General features: G+C 69.7%; 11 protein-coding genes and 1 pseudogene. 4 read left to right on the top strand and 8 right to left on the bottom strand.

Annotation, left to right across the window (positions count from 1 at the left end; genetic code table 11):
• Window positions 1-206: 206 nt before the first annotated feature.
• From QC826_RS20330 to QC826_RS20320, 3 genes are read right to left on the bottom strand one after another with little or no spacing between them, the layout of a single operon-like run.
• On the bottom strand, window positions 207-2,345 hold the full coding sequence (locus QC826_RS20330) for a putative bifunctional diguanylate cyclase/phosphodiesterase (protein ID WP_279762192.1): 2,139 nt from the start codon (window positions 2,343-2,345) through the stop codon (window positions 207-209).
• 1 nt (window position 2,346) lies between these two features.
• Window positions 2,347-5,283 carry a response regulator gene (locus QC826_RS20325; RefSeq protein ID WP_279762191.1) on the bottom strand — a complete coding sequence of 979 codons (2,937 nt, stop codon included), beginning with the start codon at window positions 5,281-5,283 and terminating at the stop codon, window positions 2,347-2,349.
• A 3-nt stretch (window positions 5,284-5,286) separates the two neighbouring features.
• The gene (locus QC826_RS20320; protein WP_279762190.1) at window positions 5,287-5,874 is read right to left on the bottom strand and encodes a YfiR family protein; all 588 of its coding nucleotides are present in this window, start codon (window positions 5,872-5,874) and stop codon (window positions 5,287-5,289) included.
• A 546-nt stretch (window positions 5,875-6,420) separates the two neighbouring features.
• Between QC826_RS20320 and QC826_RS20315 the strand changes: the two genes are divergently transcribed.
• Window positions 6,421-7,635, top strand: a complete 1,215-nt coding sequence (locus QC826_RS20315; protein WP_279762189.1) for a glycosyltransferase — start codon at window positions 6,421-6,423, stop codon at window positions 7,633-7,635.
• Window positions 7,636-7,684: 49 nt separating this feature from the next.
• On the opposite strand, the gene QC826_RS20310 is transcribed toward QC826_RS20315, so the two are convergent.
• From QC826_RS20310 to QC826_RS20290, 5 genes are all read right to left on the bottom strand, one after another.
• Window positions 7,685-8,632 (bottom strand): PEP-CTERM sorting domain-containing protein, encoded by a 948-nt coding sequence (locus QC826_RS20310; protein WP_279762188.1) that lies wholly within the window; start codon window positions 8,630-8,632, stop codon window positions 7,685-7,687.
• A 13-nt stretch (window positions 8,633-8,645) separates the two neighbouring features.
• Window positions 8,646-8,873 carry a hypothetical protein gene (locus QC826_RS20305; RefSeq protein ID WP_279762187.1) on the bottom strand — a complete coding sequence of 76 codons (228 nt, stop codon included), beginning with the start codon at window positions 8,871-8,873 and terminating at the stop codon, window positions 8,646-8,648.
• 70 nt (window positions 8,874-8,943) lie between these two features.
• A complete protein-coding gene (locus tag QC826_RS20300; RefSeq protein ID WP_279762186.1) occupies window positions 8,944-10,050 on the bottom strand; it encodes a nitroreductase family protein in 1,107 nt (368 codons plus the stop codon).
• A gap of 167 nt (window positions 10,051-10,217) precedes the next feature.
• Window positions 10,218-10,418 (bottom strand): YbdD/YjiX family protein, encoded by a 201-nt coding sequence (locus QC826_RS20295; protein ID WP_279762185.1) that lies wholly within the window; start codon window positions 10,416-10,418, stop codon window positions 10,218-10,220.
• Window positions 10,418-12,478: a carbon starvation CstA family protein gene (locus tag QC826_RS20290; RefSeq protein WP_279762184.1), complete on the bottom strand. Its 2,061-nt coding sequence runs from the start codon at window positions 12,476-12,478 to the stop codon at window positions 10,418-10,420. The genes QC826_RS20295 and QC826_RS20290 overlap by 1 nt, the downstream gene beginning before the upstream one ends.
• A gap of 250 nt (window positions 12,479-12,728) precedes the next feature.
• Here QC826_RS20290 and QC826_RS20285 point away from each other — a divergent pair, with 250 nt between their 5' ends.
• The 3 genes and pseudogenes from QC826_RS20285 to QC826_RS31320 all read left to right on the top strand — a co-directional run.
• Entirely contained in the window at window positions 12,729-14,096 is a 1,368-nt protein-coding gene (locus QC826_RS20285; RefSeq protein ID WP_279762183.1) for a cache domain-containing protein, read from the top strand.
• A complete protein-coding gene (locus QC826_RS20280; RefSeq protein WP_279762182.1) occupies window positions 14,093-14,728 on the top strand; it encodes a response regulator in 636 nt (211 codons plus the stop codon). Before QC826_RS20285 ends, QC826_RS20280 begins: the two co-directional genes overlap by 4 nt.
• A 280-nt stretch (window positions 14,729-15,008) precedes the next feature.
• Window positions 15,009-15,716, top strand: a pseudogene (locus QC826_RS31320) (HDOD domain-containing protein); the annotation flags it as partial.
• Between the last annotated feature and the right edge of the window lie 386 nt (window positions 15,717-16,102).

Here is a 16,102-nt window from a genome sequence, read left to right as displayed (position 1 = left end):
CCCTGGGCCAGCACAACGACGAGGTGCTGGCGTCGCTGGGCTACAGCGCCGCGCAGATCGCCGAGTTGAGGGACGGCGGGGTGCTGTAGTGGCTCTCGGCGGATGGCACCCCGCAGCCCGCAGCCCGCAGCCCGCACCCCGCAGCCCAGGGTCAGACCCTGAGGGTCTGACCCTTCGGCCGCTGCGGCGGCATACCACCGGCGCACTCAGGCCGAGCCGGCCTGCGGCAGCAGCGCGTAGCCGTTCTGGCCGGGCGGGGCGTGCTGGTTGCCGAGCATTTGGGTGATCGCCTCGTGCGGCAGCGGGTGGCCCAGGTAGTAGCCCTGCGCCACGTCGCAGCCGAACTGTTCCAGCATGACCAGCTGCTCCTCGGTCTCCACGCCCTCGGCCACCACCACCATCTTCAGGCCGTGCGCCATGGCGATGATGGCGCGCGTGATGGCGGCGTTCTCCGAGTCCTGCGGCAGGCCGCTGATGAAGCTCTTGTCGATCTTCAGCGCGCGCACGTCGAAGCGCTTCAGGTAGTTCATCGACGAGTAGCCGGTGCCGAAGTCGTCGATCGACAGGTAGACGCCGATGGCGCGCAGCTGCTCGAGCGTGACCATGGTGGCGCGGGCGTCGTCCATCAGCGTGCCCTCGGTCAGCTCGAGTTCGAGCAGGGCGGCGGCCAGGCCGGTGTCGTGCAGCGCCGAGACCACGATCTGGGTCAGGTTCTCGTCCTTGAACTGCTTGGCCGACAGGTTGACGGCCATGCGCACCGGGCGGCGGCCGTCGGCCTGCCAGGCGCGCGCCTGGGCGCAGGCGGTGCGCAGCACCCATTCGCCGATCGGCACGATCAGGCCGGTCTCCTCGGCCAGCGGGATGAACTCGGTGGGCGAGATGATGCCGCGCTCCGGGTGGCGCCAGCGCACCAGCGCCTCGACGCCGACGATCTGGCTGCTGGCGACGTCGATCTGCGGCTGGTACAGCAGGTACAGCTCGGCGTTCTGCAGGGCCTTGCGCAGGCCCACCTCGAGCTTGACGTGGCTCATGATCTGCATGGTCAGCGAGGAGCTGTACAGCTTGGCGTTGTTCTTGCCGCAGTTCTTGGCGTGGTACATCGCCGTGTCGGCGTACTTGAGCAGCGAGTTGCAGTCCTCGCCGTCCTCCGGGTACAGCGAGATGCCGATGCTGGCGGTGACGAAGATCTCGTGGGCGTCGATCAGGAAGGGCCGCCGCATCGCCTCCTTGACGCGGTGCGCCACGTTGAGCGCGTGCTCGACCCGCTCCAGGTCGGGGATCAGGATGGTGAACTCGTCGCCGCCCAGGCGGGCCAGGTTGTTGTTGTGGTAGTGCTCGGCGCGGGTCACCAGGTCGCTGGGGCGGATGGTCTCGCGCAGCCGGTCCGAGACCACCTTGAGCAGGTGGTCGCCGACGTTGTGGCCGAGCGTGTCGTTGATGCGCTTGAACGAGTCGAGGTCCATGAACAGCACGGCGAACTTCTTGTTGCCGTTGCGCGAGCGCAGCAGCTCGCCCTCCAAGGTCTCGAGGAAGGCCTGGCGGTTGGGGATGCCGGTCAGGCTGTCGCAGTAGGCCAGGCGGCGGATCTGCTCCTCGGTGCGCTTGCGCTCGCTGATGTCGCGCACCAGGCCGAGCACCTCGTCGCTGCCGGTGGTGACCAGGCGCGCCTCGAAGTGCTGCACGCTGCCGTGGCGCACCAGCTCGTAGTCGACCGAGCGGATGTGCTGGGTGGCCAGCACCGTCTGGGCCTGCTCGAGCAGGCGCTCGGCGATGTCCTTGGGCAGCACCTCGCTGACGTGGCGGCCGACGCAGTGCTCGACCGAGAACACGGCGCCGTGGTCGTGGCCCTGCTCGTAGTCGAGGTAGTAGCCGTCCTGGTTGAGGCGGAAGAAGGTGTCGGGGATGGCCGCCAGCACGGCGCGGTTGTGGGCGTCGGCGATGCGCAGGCGGGCGATGGCGTCGGAGGCGCGCAGCACGTACAGCACGCGGTGGCCGAGGATGGGCCAGTTGATCGGCTTGGAGACGAAGTCGGTGGCGCCGACCTCGTAGGCGTGGGTGACCGACTCGAGCTCGTCGCCGCCGGTGACCATGACGATGGGCACGGTGGCGTTGCTCTCCTGGCGGCGGATCTCGGCGCAGACCTGGAAGCCGTCCAGACCGGGCATTTCGACGTCGAGCAGCACCAGGTCGGGCGCCATGCTGTGGTAGTAGGCCAGCGCCTGCTTGCCGTCCTCGGCCTCGATGACGTCGAGGCCGACCTGGCCGAGCATTTCCAGCATCAGCATGCGCATCACCGGGTCGTCGTCGGCGACCAGGACCAGGCCGCGTTTGGGGGAGGGTGCCATCTCAAGTTTCCTTTTCTAAAATCGCGCTGAGCGCCCGGCGCACGGCCTGGAATTCCCGTTCCATCTGGTCGAGCAGGGCGGCGCCGCCGTCGGTGCGGTCGTCGCGGCCGAGCTGTTCGAGCTCCTTGCACAGCTGGGCCAGGTGTTCGGCGCCGACGTTGGCGCTGCTCGACTTGAGGCTGTGCGCGGCCTTGCGCAGCGGGCCGGGCTGGCCGCCGTCGACGGCCAGGCGCAGCGCCTGGAAGTGGCTGGGCGTGTCGTCGACGAAGGCGTGCAGCACGCGCTCGAGCAGGGCGTCGCCGTGCGCGGCGCTGAGGGCGCGGATGTTCTTCAGCGCCTGTTGGTTGATGATGTCGCGCGCGGCCGGCTGGACCGGCGGCGGTGGCGCGGGGGGCGGCGCGGCGGCCGCGCCGCCGGCCGATGGCGGGGCCGCATGCCTGGCCGCCGCCGTGGCCGAGGCCGCCGCCGTGGTCTGCGCCGCCGCCACCACGGCGGCCGCCGTCGGCGCCGGTGTCGGCGGCTCCTCGTCGTGCGGCAGCGTGGCGCTGCGCGGCAGGGCGATCCAGCGCGCGATGGTCTGGCCCAGCGCCTGTTGGGTGAAGGGCTTGCTCAAATAGTCGTCCATGCCGGCGGCCAGGCAGGACTCGCGGTCGCCCTGCAGCGCGTTGGCGGTGATGGCGATGATCGGCAGCACGCGGGCGCGGCCGCTCTGCTGCTCGTAGCGGCGGATCTCGGCGGTGGCGGCGAAGCCGTCCATGACCGGCATCTGGCAGTCCATCAGCACCAGGTCGAAGTCGTCGGCGCACACCGAGTGCAGCGCCTCCTCGCCGTTGCAGGCGCGGCTGACCTCCAGCCCCAGGCCCTCGAGCATGGCGCTGGCCACCTCGACGTTGACCGGGTTGTCCTCGGCCAGCAGCACCTTGCGCCGCTTGCGCGCGCGCACCGGCCGCGCCAGGTGCGGCGGCGCGTTGCGCGCCCCCTCGCTGGCGCGCAGCGGGGTGACGATGCAGTCGTACAGGTCGCACTCGCGCGGCGGCTTGATCAGCTGGAAGGCGACGCCGGCCTCGCGCCGCTGCACCGTGTCGGCGGCGTCGCGCTCGCTGCTGAGCAGCAGCAGGCGCACCGCCGCGATGGCGGCGTCGGCCTTGATCGAGGCGGCCAGCGCCAGGCCGCTGGTGCGCGCCAGGTCCATGTCGAGCAGGGCCACGTCGTAGGGCCGGCCGGCGGCGGCGGCGGCCTGCAGCTGGGCCACGGCGTCGTTGCCGCCGGCGCTGTTGGCGCTGATCTGCCAGCGCGCCAGTTGCCGCTCCAGCAGGACGCGGCTGTCCGCATGTTCATCGACGATCAAAGCGCGTAGCCCCTGGGTAGTCTTGCAATTGAACGAAGGATCGTCTGCGTCGACGCGACGCTTATCGAAATTTACGACAAACCAAAAGACCGACCCTTGCGGTAGAGCATTGTCGACGCCGATTTTCCCGCCCATCAACTCGACCAGTTGTTTCGAGATCGCCAGGCCCAGGCCGGTGCCGCCGTGCTTGCGGGTGGTCGAGCCGTCGGCCTGCGAGAACGAGTCGAAGATGCGCGCCCGCGCCTCGGCCGAGACGCCGATGCCGGTGTCGTGCACCTCGAAGCGCAGGCCGACGGCCTGGGCGTCCTCCTCGACCACGCCGACCTTGACGACGATGCGGCCGCGGTCGGTGAACTTGATGGCGTTGCCGAGCAGGTTGACGATGATCTGGCGCAGCCGGTTGGGGTCGCCGCAGATGGCCACCGGGATGTCGTTGGCGATGGCGAACTCGAGCTCGATGCCCTTGGCCTGGGCCTGCGGCAGGAAGACGTTGTCGACGTCGTCGAGCAGCTCGCGGAAGTTGAAGTGGATGTACTCGACGGTGAGCTTGCCGGCCTCGATCTTGGAGAAGTCGAGGATGTCGTTGATGATCACCAGCAGGTGTTCGCCGGAGCGCTTGACCATGCCGGTGTAGCGGCGCTGCTGCTCGCTCAGCGGCGTGGCCAGCAGCAGCTCGGTCATGCCCAGCACGCCGTTCATCGGCGTGCGGATCTCGTGGCTCATGGTGGCCAGGAAGGCGCTCTTGGCCTGGCTGGCCGCCTCGGCGGCGTTCTTGGCCTTCTCCAGCTGCTCGGTGCGCACGCCGACCTGGCGTTCGAGCTGGTCGCGGTACTGCGCCAGCTTGAGGTCGCGCCCCTCGATCTGCGCCAGCATGTCGTTGAAGCTGTCGATCAGCGAGCCGAGCTCGTCGCTGCGCTGGTGGGCCACGCGCAGGGTGTAGCTCTGGCTGCTCGAGACCTGCCGGGCGGCGCCGATCAACTTGCTGATCGGCTCGGCGATGCTGCCCTTGAAGCGGGCCGCCATCAACAGCGCGATGACGAAGGAGACGACCGTGGCGGCGCCGGCCGCGGCCAGGTTGCGCAGCACGGCCAGCCACATCTGGGTCTGCTCGCCCTCGATCATCACCGCGCCGATCAGCTCGCCGTTGTTGCGGATGGCGCGGTACAGGCGCATGCCGGGCGTCCACAACGCGCCGCTGCGCTCGGCCAGCTCGGCGCCGCCCAGGTCGGCCAGGCGCAGCGCGCTGAGGTCGCCCACGGCGGCGGCGTCGGCCTCGCGGCCGGGCGCGCTGTAGCGGGCGAACAAGCTGCCGTCGCGGTCGAACAGCGCGGCCTGGACGATGTCGTCCTTGACGCTGAGCGCGGCCAGGGTCTGCTCGGCCTGCTTGCGGTCGGCGAACAGCAGGGCCGTCACGCTGTTGATGCCGATCACCCCGGCCAGCGAGGAGAGCTGCTTGCGCTCGTCGCTGGTGTGGCTGAGCACGGTGGTGGCGGCGAAGGCGAGGAACACCAGCAGCAGCGCGCTGCCGGTCGACAACACCGAGATGATGGTCAGCTTCTTGCTCAGGCCGGAACGGGCGAAGTCGAACACGGCCTACCTCCCCACCACGTTGCGGGCCAGCTTGAGCACCTGCGAGCTGAGCCGCAGGCCGGCCTGGCGCGCCACGCCGGCGTTGATCTCGAACTCCATCTTGCCGTCCGGCGCGGCGGCCGGCAGCAGGCCGACGATGCCGCCGACGTCGGCGAAGTCGGCGATGTCGCTGACGGTGAGCGCGGCGCCGGCGTGCGCCGCCGGCAGGATCTCGGCCAGGTGCCTCTCCTCCGAGCGGGCGACGAACAGGATCTGGCAGCCGAGCGGCTCGCCCAGGTAGGACATGTGGCGCACGCGCAGCTCGCGGCCCTGCATCGGCCGGTTCTCGATCGCGGCCAGGGCCAGGGTCAGGTAGTCGGTGTCGCCCATCATGCACAGGGTGATCGGCCGGCCGGGCGGGCCGAGCGCGGCCGGCGGCCACTCGGTGAACTTGCCCAGGTTGTAGATGTAGGCCATGGTCTGGGCCGGATCGGCGGCCGGCTGGACGGGCTGGGCCGGCGCCGGCAGGAGCAGCGCCAGCAGCGCCGCCAGGCCGAGCCGGCCCACCGCCAAGCCGAGGCGGCCCGCCGGCAGGCCGGGGCGGCCAGGCATCGGAGCGTGCCGCCCAACCGTCGGATGGGGCCCGCCGGTGTCCAGGTCGGGCCCGGCGGCGGCGGGGCCGGACCGCTCGGCGGCAAGGCCGGGCCTGCGGGTGGCCGGGCCCCGCCGAGCAGCAACAAAGCCGGGCGTGGCCGGCGGCGGCGGCCGGCACCGGCCGGGCGGGAGCGGCGCCGCCGGCCCGGTTCGGCGCGCGCGCGCGGCGGCAGCGCCGGCGTGGGGCGCTAGCGACGCGACGGGGCGATGGCGTTGCACACTATTCATTGTTGAGGCCGGCGGTTGATGTCGCGCGCCTTGTGCGCGGCAACGGAGGTAGGACTGCGGAGGACGGTGTCACGAAGAAAAATATAAGCTGCGGGGTGGTGGCGGCATTGATCTGCATCTAATCGCCGCCCGCTAGCGGGAACATTCCGCCCGCGCGAACAACATCCACGCGCGCCGGCGGGGCGGACACTTTTGCGCGGTATCAAAGGACGCCGCCGCGCCGGCCGCAAGCTGTGCGAATGCGGCCGGCGCGGCCGCGCCCTATCCAGCCGGAATATGATGGAACGCAAGAAGATCCTGTTCGTCGCCGAGGCGGTCACGCTGGCCCACCTGGCCAGGCCGCTGGCGCTGGCCGCCGCGCTGGAGCCGGCGCGCTTCACGGCGCAACTGGCCTGCGCCGACGGCTACGAGCAACTCCTGGGGGCCGGCGCGCCGCCGCGCTGGCGCATCCACAGCGTTGCCCCGGCGCAGTTCCTCGCCGCCCTGGCGGCCGGCCGGCCGGTCTACGAGGTCGCCACGCTGCGCCGCTACGTCGAGGACGATCTGCATCTGTTCCAGCAGGCCAAGCCGGACCTGGTGGTCGGCGACTTCCGCCTGTCGCTGTCGATCAGCGCGCGCCGCGCCGGCCTGCCGTATGTGGCGCTGAGCAACGCCTACTGGAGCCCCTACGTGCCCCAGCACTACCCGCTGCCGGACATTCCGCTGGCGCGCCTGCGGCCGCTGGCGCTGGCCAGCGCCCTGTTCCAACTGGCCCGTCCGCTGGCCTTCGCCCTGCACACGCGCCCGCTGAACCGGGTGCGCCGGCAGTACGGCATGGCCTCGCTGGGTTGGGGCCTGCGCCGCGTCTACACCGACGCCGACCGCACCCTGTACGCCGACGTGGCCGAACTGTTCCCGCCGCGCGACATGCCGGCCAGCCACTCCTATCTGGGGCCGGTGGCCTGGTCGCCGCCGCTCGCGCCGCCGCCGTGGTGGGCGGAGCTGCCGGCCGACGTGCCGCTGGTCTATGTCACGCTGGGCAGTTCCGGCCAGCAGCGCCTGTTGCCGCTGGTGTTGCAGGCGCTGGCGCCGTTGCCGGTGCTGGTGGCCGCCGCGACGGCGGGCCGCGCCGCGCCGCCGCGGCCGCCGGCCAACGCCCGGATCGCCGATTATTTGCCGGGCGAGCTGGCGGCGCGGCGCGCGCGCCTGGTGGTGTGCAACGGCGGCAGCCTGACCAGCCAACAGGCGCTGGCCGCCGGCGTGCCGGTGCTGGGCATCGCCGGCAACCTGGACCAGTTCTTGAACATGCGGGGGATCGTGGCGGCCGGCGCCGGCGCCGTGCTGCGCGCCGACCGGGCCGGGGTGGCCGACCTGCGGCGCGCCTGCGAGATCTTGTTGCGGGAGGGGGCGGCGCGGGCGGCGGCCGGCGTCGTCGCGCAGCTGTTCCAGCGCTACGACGCCGGCGCCAGCTTCAACGCCGTGTTGCGGCAGATGTTGGGCATGCCGGCCTGACGGTGGCGCCGGCGGCGCCGGCGGCCCGGGTCGCCGCCCCGGCCACGAGCTAGCACTTGGCCTCGACCGTGCCCTTGATTTTGCGCCGCTCGCCCAGCGCCAAGCCGGCCAGGCCCAGGCCGAACAGCGCCAGCGTGGCCGGTTCCGGCACGGCGGCGGCGAAGCTTTGCGATGAGTCGACCTTGAAGAACGGGAATGATCCGTCCGGCGTTATGCCGTCCCAGGCCCTGACCGGGTTGTAGAAGGACGGCAGGTTGGTGGAACCGGTGAAGTTGTCGCTGATAATGGAGCCGGTGACCACGTCGAGGAAGTCGGAGTTGACGAAGTCGATCATGAAGCTGGTCGAGAACGAGCCGGTGCCGATGTTGGGGTTGACGCTGCTACGGGTGAACGTGGCCTCATTGAAGACCAGGTGGCCCGACATGATCAGCATGCCGTCGCCGTTGTCGAGGTCGCCGACGCCGCAGCCGGCCGAGGTGGCGCCGGAGCCGTAGCAGCGCACCGTGTTGGCGCCGTTGCCCGGCATGGCCTTGCTGTCGCCGCCGGGCCCGAGGCGGTCGAAGTAGATCGCCACGTTTTGCACGAGGTCATGGAGGGGGTCGACGTCCATCGTCGGGTCGTGTGCGGCCATGCCGAACTGGATGCTGTTGGCGGTTTGCGCGATGATCTGTTGCTGGTAGCGGGCGATCTTGCTGATCTCGAAGGTGCTGTTCAGTCCGGTTGGTGTGACGATGGCGCCGGTATGGCTGTTCGACATGGTGCCGACCACCGCCTGCGTGCGCAGCTCGCTCTTGCCGGGGAAGCTGACCTTCGTCGCCAAGCCGCTGTCGGTGACGTTGGTCCACAGATCGGCGTAGGTATCGTAGGTATTGATGTTGCCGCTGACACCGGTGCCAGTGGACGAGAAGCCGATCAAGAGGCCCGCCAGCGTCGTCGTTGGCGCCGCCAGGACCGCCGCCGCCAGCATGGCGCCCAGTGTGGATGTGAAGTGCTTCATGTTTGCCCCCAATTCAGGAAAGATATTTGCTGGAAGAATCCCTTGCGTCGGGACCTGCTCTGTTCTCAGCAATAAGCTTGCCAAGCAAATTTTCATTTGGAAAAACAAGCACTTGCGGCGGGGCGGTCGAGCCGGGGGCGGGGCGCGGCGGCCGACTGTAAAAATTGCCGTCAGCGAACTTGCTGTGGTGCGGGGAAATACCGCGCCATGCGCCGTCGCCGGGTGTAAAAAATTCCGTCATGGCGGAGGCGCGCGCACGCAAGGCTGGGGAACGGTATGGAACGGCGCCGGCTTGACGGCCCGCTGCGCCGTCAGGCCGGGCCGGCGGCCTCCGGTGCCGTCTCGTCCAGCAGCAACTGGCGCAGCGGGCGGCGCAGCGAGCGCGCCTCGGCCGGGCCGCCGGCGCCGATGCGGCCCATGAAGACGGCGTGCTCCCAGTCGTGCCGGCCGAACAGGCGCTCGGCGCGCAGCGCCAGCTCGGCCGCCCGTGCGCGCAGCCCGGCGCTGGCGGTGAACGGGCGCCGCTCGCGCAGGTAGCGGGCGAAGATCAGCGGCGTCATCTGCGGTTGCAGTTGCAGGCCGAGCGCCGTGGCGGTCAGCCAGAAGCGCTGCATGGCGCGGCCGGCGGCGACGTAGTCGTCGGTCGAGGTCGGCCGTTGCGGCGCCAGCAGCAGGAAGTGCGCGGCGCAGGCCAGCGCCGGCACCAGGTCCATCTGCACGCGCGGCGCCACCGTGCCGGCCAGCCAGGTGTTGCAGAACTCGACGCGGCGCCAGCTGTGCAGGACCCAGCGCATCATGTGGCGGGTCAGCGGATCGACGCCCAGGGCCTGGTCCGGAATGCGGTCCTCGCTGGTGCGGGCGTTCCATTCGATGACGGCGCGGTGGGTCGGATAGGCTTCCGGCATGCGCAGGCGCAGGCCGGCGTTGTGGTACAGCAGCAGGGCCAGCGCCAGCCGCTGGCCCGGGCGCTCGTGCCAGACCAGGCGGTAGCCGGCCGGCAGCGTCTGCGCCAGCGTGGTCTTCTCGGTCGCCGTCAGCGGCCGCGTGCGCAGCGGGCGGCGCTGCACGCAGCGTTGCACGATGGACTCGGCCAGCGGGTCGGCCGAGGACGCGGGCGCGGGGATGAAGGCGAGGTCGAAGGTGGGGCGGTCGTCGGCGGCGTCGGGGCGGCGCCGCGCGCTCAGCGCCAACTGGTAGGTGCCGGCGGCCAGCGCGATGGTCTCCAGCAGGGCGCCCAGCGACATCTGGCTGGGGTGGCCGTCGAGGTCGTAGACGCAGTGCTCGCGCGTGTCGAAGCCGTGCACCACCAAGCGGCGCGCGCCGACGACCTCGAAGCGCCAAGGCTGGCTGTTGTCGCCGCTGGGCGCCCAGCGGGCCAAATCGAGGATGTGGCGCAAGGTGTCGTCGAGCGGCGTCATGGCCGGCCTCGCGGCGGCGGATTCGCACCGACCGCGAGTCGGCAAGGGGGATCGTCGGCCATGCCGTCCTCGCGCCGCGTTGGATTGGCGGCTTGTGCAAGGTTGGAGTTGGACGGGATGAAAAAGTTCCGTGGCTAAAGCTTGAGCTTGCTTGGGGCTGGCGGCCGCTAACAGCAGCCGCCGCGCTTGCCGGCGCCGCCGTAGCGGGCCTCCTGGCGTTCGCGGAAGAACTCCTCGTAGCTCATAGCCGGCTCGCCCGGATGGGTGGTGTCGCGATGCGCCAGGTAGGTGTCGTACTCGGGCAGGCCGACCATCAGGCGCATGCTCTGCCCGAGGTAGCGGCCGGCCTTGACGATCTCGTCGAACATCAGTGCACCGTCGGCATCGGCACCAGCGGGCTCTCCTGCGTGCTCGGCTTGGCGTTGGCGCGCGCCACCAGCACGGTGCGCACACCGAACACCAGCACGCTGAGCACGACGATCATGAAGAAGGCGGCCAGCGAGGCGTCCAGGTAGTCGTTGAAGATCACCTGCCGCATCTGCGCCACCGACTTGGCCGGCGCCAGCAGCTTGCCGTCGGTGTAGGCGGCCTGGTACTTGGCGGCGTGGGCCAGGAAGCCGACGCGCGGGTTGGCGTCGAACACCTTCTGCCAGCCGGCCGTCAGCGTGCACAGCAGCAGCCAGGCGGTGGGCACCAGGGTGACCCAGGCGTATTGGCCGCGCTTCATCTTGAACAGCACGCAGGTGCCGAGGATCAGCGCGATGGCGGCCAGCATCTGGTTGGCGATGCCGAACAGCGGCCACAGCGTGTTGATGCCGCCCAGCGGGTCGACCACGCCCTGGTAGAGGAAATAGCCCCAGGCGGCCACGCACAGGCCGGTGGCCAGCAGGTTGGCGAAGACGTTCTCGGTCTTCTTGAGCTGCGGCACGAAGCTGCCCAGCAGATCCTGCAGCATGAAGCGGCCGGCGCGGGTGCCGGCGTCGACCGCCGTCAGGATGAACAGGGCCTCGAACAGGATGGCGAAGTGGTACCAGAAGGCCATCATGGTCTTGCCGCCGATCACGCCGGAGAGGATGTTGGCCATGCCCACGGCCAGGGTCGGCGCGCCGCCGGCGCGCGAGATGATGCTGGCCTCGCCGACGTCCTTGGCGGTCTGCGTCAGCATGTCCGGGGTCAGGTGGAAGCCCCAGTTGGAGACCACCTGGGCCACCGCTTCCGGCGTGGTGCCGATCAGCGCGGCCGGGCTGTTCATGGCGAAGTAGATGCCCGGCTCGATGGTCGAGGCGGCCACCAGCGCCATGATGGCGACGAAGGACTCCATCAACATCGCGCCGTAGCCGATGAAGCGGGCGTGCTGTTCGTTCTCGATCATCTTCGGCGTGGTGCCGGAGGCGATCAGGGCGTGGAAGCCGGACACGGCGCCGCAGGCGATGGTGATGAACAGGAAGGGGAACATGCTGCCCGACCAGACCGGGCCGGAACCGTCGATGAACCTGGTCATGGCCGGCATCTTCAGGTGGGGCGCGACCAGCACGATGCCCAGCGCCAGGCCGACGATGGTGCCGATCTTGAGGAAGGTCGACAGGTAGTCGCGCGGCGCCAGCAGCAGCCACACCGGCAGCACCGAGGCGACGAAGCCGTAGCCGATCAGCATCCAGGTCAGCTCGGTGCCGGTGAAGGTGAACATGGGCGCCAGGGCCGGGTTCTCCTGCACCAGCTGGCCGCCGAAGATGGCGCCCATCAACAAGAGGAAGCCGATGACGGAGATCTCGCCGACCCGGCCGACGCGGATGTAGCGCGAATACACGCCCATGAACAGGGCGATGGGGATGGTGGCCATGACGGTGAAGCTGCCCCACGGCGAGCCGGTCAGCGCCTTGACGACGATCAGCGCCAGCACCGCCAGGATGATGACCATGATCATGAAGGTGCCGAGCAGGGCGATCATGCCGGGGATCTGGCCCAGCTCGGCCTTGATCAGGTCGCCCAGCGAGCGGCCGTCGCGGCGCATCGAGATGAACAGCACGATGAAGTCCTGCACGGCGCCGGCGAAGACCACGCCGGCCAAAATCCACAGCATGCCGGGCAGATAGCCCATCTGCGCGGCCAGCACCGGGCCGACCAGCGGGCCGGCGCCGGCGATGGCGGCGAAGTGGTGGCCGAACAGGACGAACTTGTTGGTCGGCACGTGGTCGAGGCCGTCGTTGTACTTGTAGGCCGGGGTCATGCGCTTGGGGTCGAGGCCGAGCACCTTGTCGGCGATGAACTTGCTGTAGAAGCGGTAGGCGATCAGGTAGACGCAGACGGCGGCGATGACGATCCAGATCGCGCTGACCGGTTCGCCGCGCCGCAGGGCGATGACGCCGAGGGCGCCGGCGCCGGCCAGGGCCATGGCGGCCCAGCCGAGCTGGCTTGTTAGTCGTTTCATGTATTTCCTCCAAAGGTGAACGGACGCTGCACTGTGTCGAGCGCGGAACAGCGTGCGCTTCCCTTTGTCGGGGAGGTCGGACTGTTGCGGGGTGCTTGATGGAATGTCGGCAGCTTATGGCCAGTATTCATGATCGCTATATCTGCCACAAGCGCAGCACTACGCAGTTTCAATGCGTAGAACTACGTAGTCCGGCGCGCCGATAGGGGCGTAAAATCGCGGCCACACACTCATCGCACCCGGGCCCCACATGAAGTTGCGGCAAAAAGTCATCTTTCTGGCCATCACACCGCTGATCCTGGCCCTGTTCGCCATCGCGCTGGCGGTGCGCCACCAGGCCGCCACCCTGGCCCAGTTGCAGCGCGACACCATCCAGCAGGCCTACCTGGCCAGCAAGGAGGCCGAGCTGCGGCACTACGTGGCGCTGGCCTCGCACTCGGTGGCGCAACTGGTCGACTCCGGCCGCAAGGACCCGGCCACCCTGGCCGAGGCCAAGCGCATCCTGGGCGCGCTGAGCTACGGCGACGACGGCTACTTCTTCGTCTACGACATGCAGGGCAACAACCTGATGCACCCGCGCCAACCCGAGCTGGTCGGCCGGAACCTGTGGGATTTGAAGGACCAGGACGGCAACCCGACCATCCAGCGCCTGCTGCAACGGGCCAGGGCCGGCGGCGGGCTGGAGCGCTACTTCTGGGTCAAGCCCTCGACCCACAAGGCGGCGCCCAAGCTGGGCTACGTGGTCGCCATGCCGGAGTGGGGCTGGATGCTGGGCACCGGCATCTACCTCGACGACGTCGACCAGGCGCTGGCCAAGATCGACGCCCAGCAGTCCGGCAACATCGACAACACCATGCTGTGGATCGCCGCCATCGCCATCGCCAGCGCGCTGGCCGTCGGCAGCTCCGGCCTGGCGCTCAACGTCAGCGAGCTGCGCGTGGCCGACGCCAAGCTCAAGGCGCTGGCGCAGCGGGTGGTCGAGTCGCAGGAGGAGGAGCGGGCGCGGCTGTCGCGCGACCTGCACGACGGCATCAGCCAGTGGCTGGTCTCGATCAAGCTGCAGATCGAGGCCGGCATCATCCGCCTGGGCGGCGACGCCGGCCAGCGCCAGGCCGCCCAGACCGTCTTCGAGCACACCGCCGAGCAGCTCAACGACGTGCTCGGCGAGGTGCGCCGCATCTCGCACAACCTGCGCCCGGCCATCCTCGACGACCTCGGCCTGGCCGCCGCGCTGGCCCACCTGGCCGAGGAGGCCACCCTGAGCAGCGCCATCCCGGTGCACTTTAGCGCCGAGGGCGCCACCGACCACCTGCCCGACATGGCCAACACCGTGCTGTTCCGCATCGCCCAGGAGGCGCTCACCAACATCGGCCGCCACGCCGGCGCCAGCCGCATCGACATCGCCCTGGCCGGCGACGCCGCCGGCGTCACCCTGACGGTGCGCGACGACGGCGCCGGTTTCGACGCCGCCGGCATCGCCCTGCACCCGCAGCGCGGCATCGGCCTGCGCAACATGATGGAGCGGATCGAGGCGATCGGCGGCCAATTCGACATCAGCTCGTCCGCCGCCGGCACCACCGTGCTGGCGCGCGCCCCCAACCACGGCACACCGACATGACACCCATCATCAACATCCTCCTGGTCGACGACCACCCCCTGGTGCGCGACGGCCTGCGCGCCCGCCTCGAAGCGGTGGCGAGCTTCCGCGTCGTGGCCGAGGCCGGCGGCGCCGCCGAGGCGCTGGAACAGGCCGCCCTGCACGAGATCGACCTGGTGCTGATGGACATCAACATGCGCGGCGGCAACGGCATCGAGGCCACCGCCCGCTTCAAGCAGGCCTTCCCGCGCATCGCCGTGCTGATCCTGTCGATGCACGACAAGCTCGAATACGTCTCGCAGGCGATCCAGGCCGGCGCCCGCGGCTACGTGCTGAAGGACGCGCCGGGCAAGGACATCGTGGTGGCGATCGAGACGGTGATGTCGGGCGGCATCTACTACAGCGCCGCGCTGGCGCGCCAGCTGGCCAAGCCGCTCAGCCAGGAAAGCCAGCTGACCTCGCGCGAGCACGAGGTGCTGCGCCACATCGCCAACGGCGAATCGAACAAGCAGATCGCCCGCGCCCTCGACCTGAGCGTGCGCACGGTGGAAACGCACAGGCTCAACATCAAGCGTAAACTGGGCATCGAAGGCCAGGCCGAGTTGATCCGCTTCGCCGTGCAGCACGCCCAGTTCGCCCGCGACGGCGGCTGAGGCCGGCGCGGCGCGACTGTGTCGGTTTCGCGTCAGATTCGAGCCGCGCCTCTAATACCAATATGCAAGCCAGTGGCTTTCCTTGCCACGGCGACAATTTCTGCTATATTGCTGCTCCCGCTAGCGGGGATTGTGAATTGTTTAAAACAGAATGTTTCACGCGCGGAAAATTGGTCTTGTATTGGTCGCAACATTAAAAGTCGCGCACGGTTGGCGTAATAGGTTGCCATCGGTCAATACATGATCTAAGATTGCGCGCACTACCCACACTGAGATACTGATGTCCGCGTCTGATCCGAGCCCGTTTCCGTTAGTGGGATTGCAAGCAGTGTCGAACGCCCGCAAGGAGTGGGTGGCACTGGCTTTCGAGTTCCCTTCCGACACCGTCGATGCCCTGCAGGCGTCGTTGGTCTTGCTCAACCATCCGGAAGTGTTCACGGCCCTGGCGCCGCTCGACTGCATCGTCGCCGTGGCCGAGCCGCTGCGCCTGGAGGCCAGCCACCTCGAGGGTCTGCCGGCGCACCGCCTGATCCTGCGCGTGCCGGCCGGCGCCATCGACGAGCCCGCCGCGCAAAAGAAATGCGCCGCGCTGGCCGAGCAGGGCTACCGCATCATGTTCGACGGCGTCGCCGCCAAGGCCACCCAGTCCGGCGCCCGCGCCCTGATGTACGACTGCGCCACGACCCTGCCGCCGGTGCTGGCGCTGGTGGCCCAGCCCGGCCCCCACCTGGCGCGCGGTGTGGACACGGAACAACGTTTCGACGAATGCGCCGACGCCGGCTTCGCCTGGTTCATGGGCGACTTCGCCCGCGGTCCGGCGCAGTCCGCCAGCGCCGGCGACGGCACCTCGCGCAAGCGCCTGCTGGCGCTGCTCGGCATGCTGGCGCGCGACGCCGACTCGCGCGAGCTGGAAACCCTGCTCAAGCAAGACCCGGCGCTGTCCTACCAGCTGCTCAAGGTGGTCAACTCGGCCGCCTTCGCGCTCAGCACGCCCATCCACAGCTTCGGCCAGGCCATCAACGTGCTCGGCCGGCGCCAGCTGCAACGCTGGCTGCAACTGCTGCTGTACGCCCGCCAGCAGGACGACGCCAACGCCAACCCGCTGCTGCCGCTGGCCGCCGTGCGCGCCGCGCAGATGGAGGCGCTGTGCAAGGAGCAGGGCGGCGACCGCGACGCCCAGGCACCTGGCCTTCGTCACCGGCGTGTTCTCGCTGCTCGACGTGCTGCTGGGCATGCCGATGAGCGAAATCGTCGCCGCCCTCAACCTCGACCTGGACGTGATGGCCGCGCTGCTCGAACGCGGCGGCCCGCTGGGCAAGATGCTGCTGCTGGTCGAGCAACCGAGCGGCGCCACCCTGGCCGCCGCCGGCATCG

The organism is Rugamonas sp. DEMB1 (assembly GCF_029834475.1).
Classification (GTDB): domain Bacteria; phylum Pseudomonadota; class Gammaproteobacteria; order Burkholderiales; family Burkholderiaceae_D; genus Rugamonas; species Rugamonas rubra.
The sequence above is the reverse complement of the archived record's forward strand: the minus strand, read 5'-3'. Positions and strand labels throughout refer to the sequence as shown.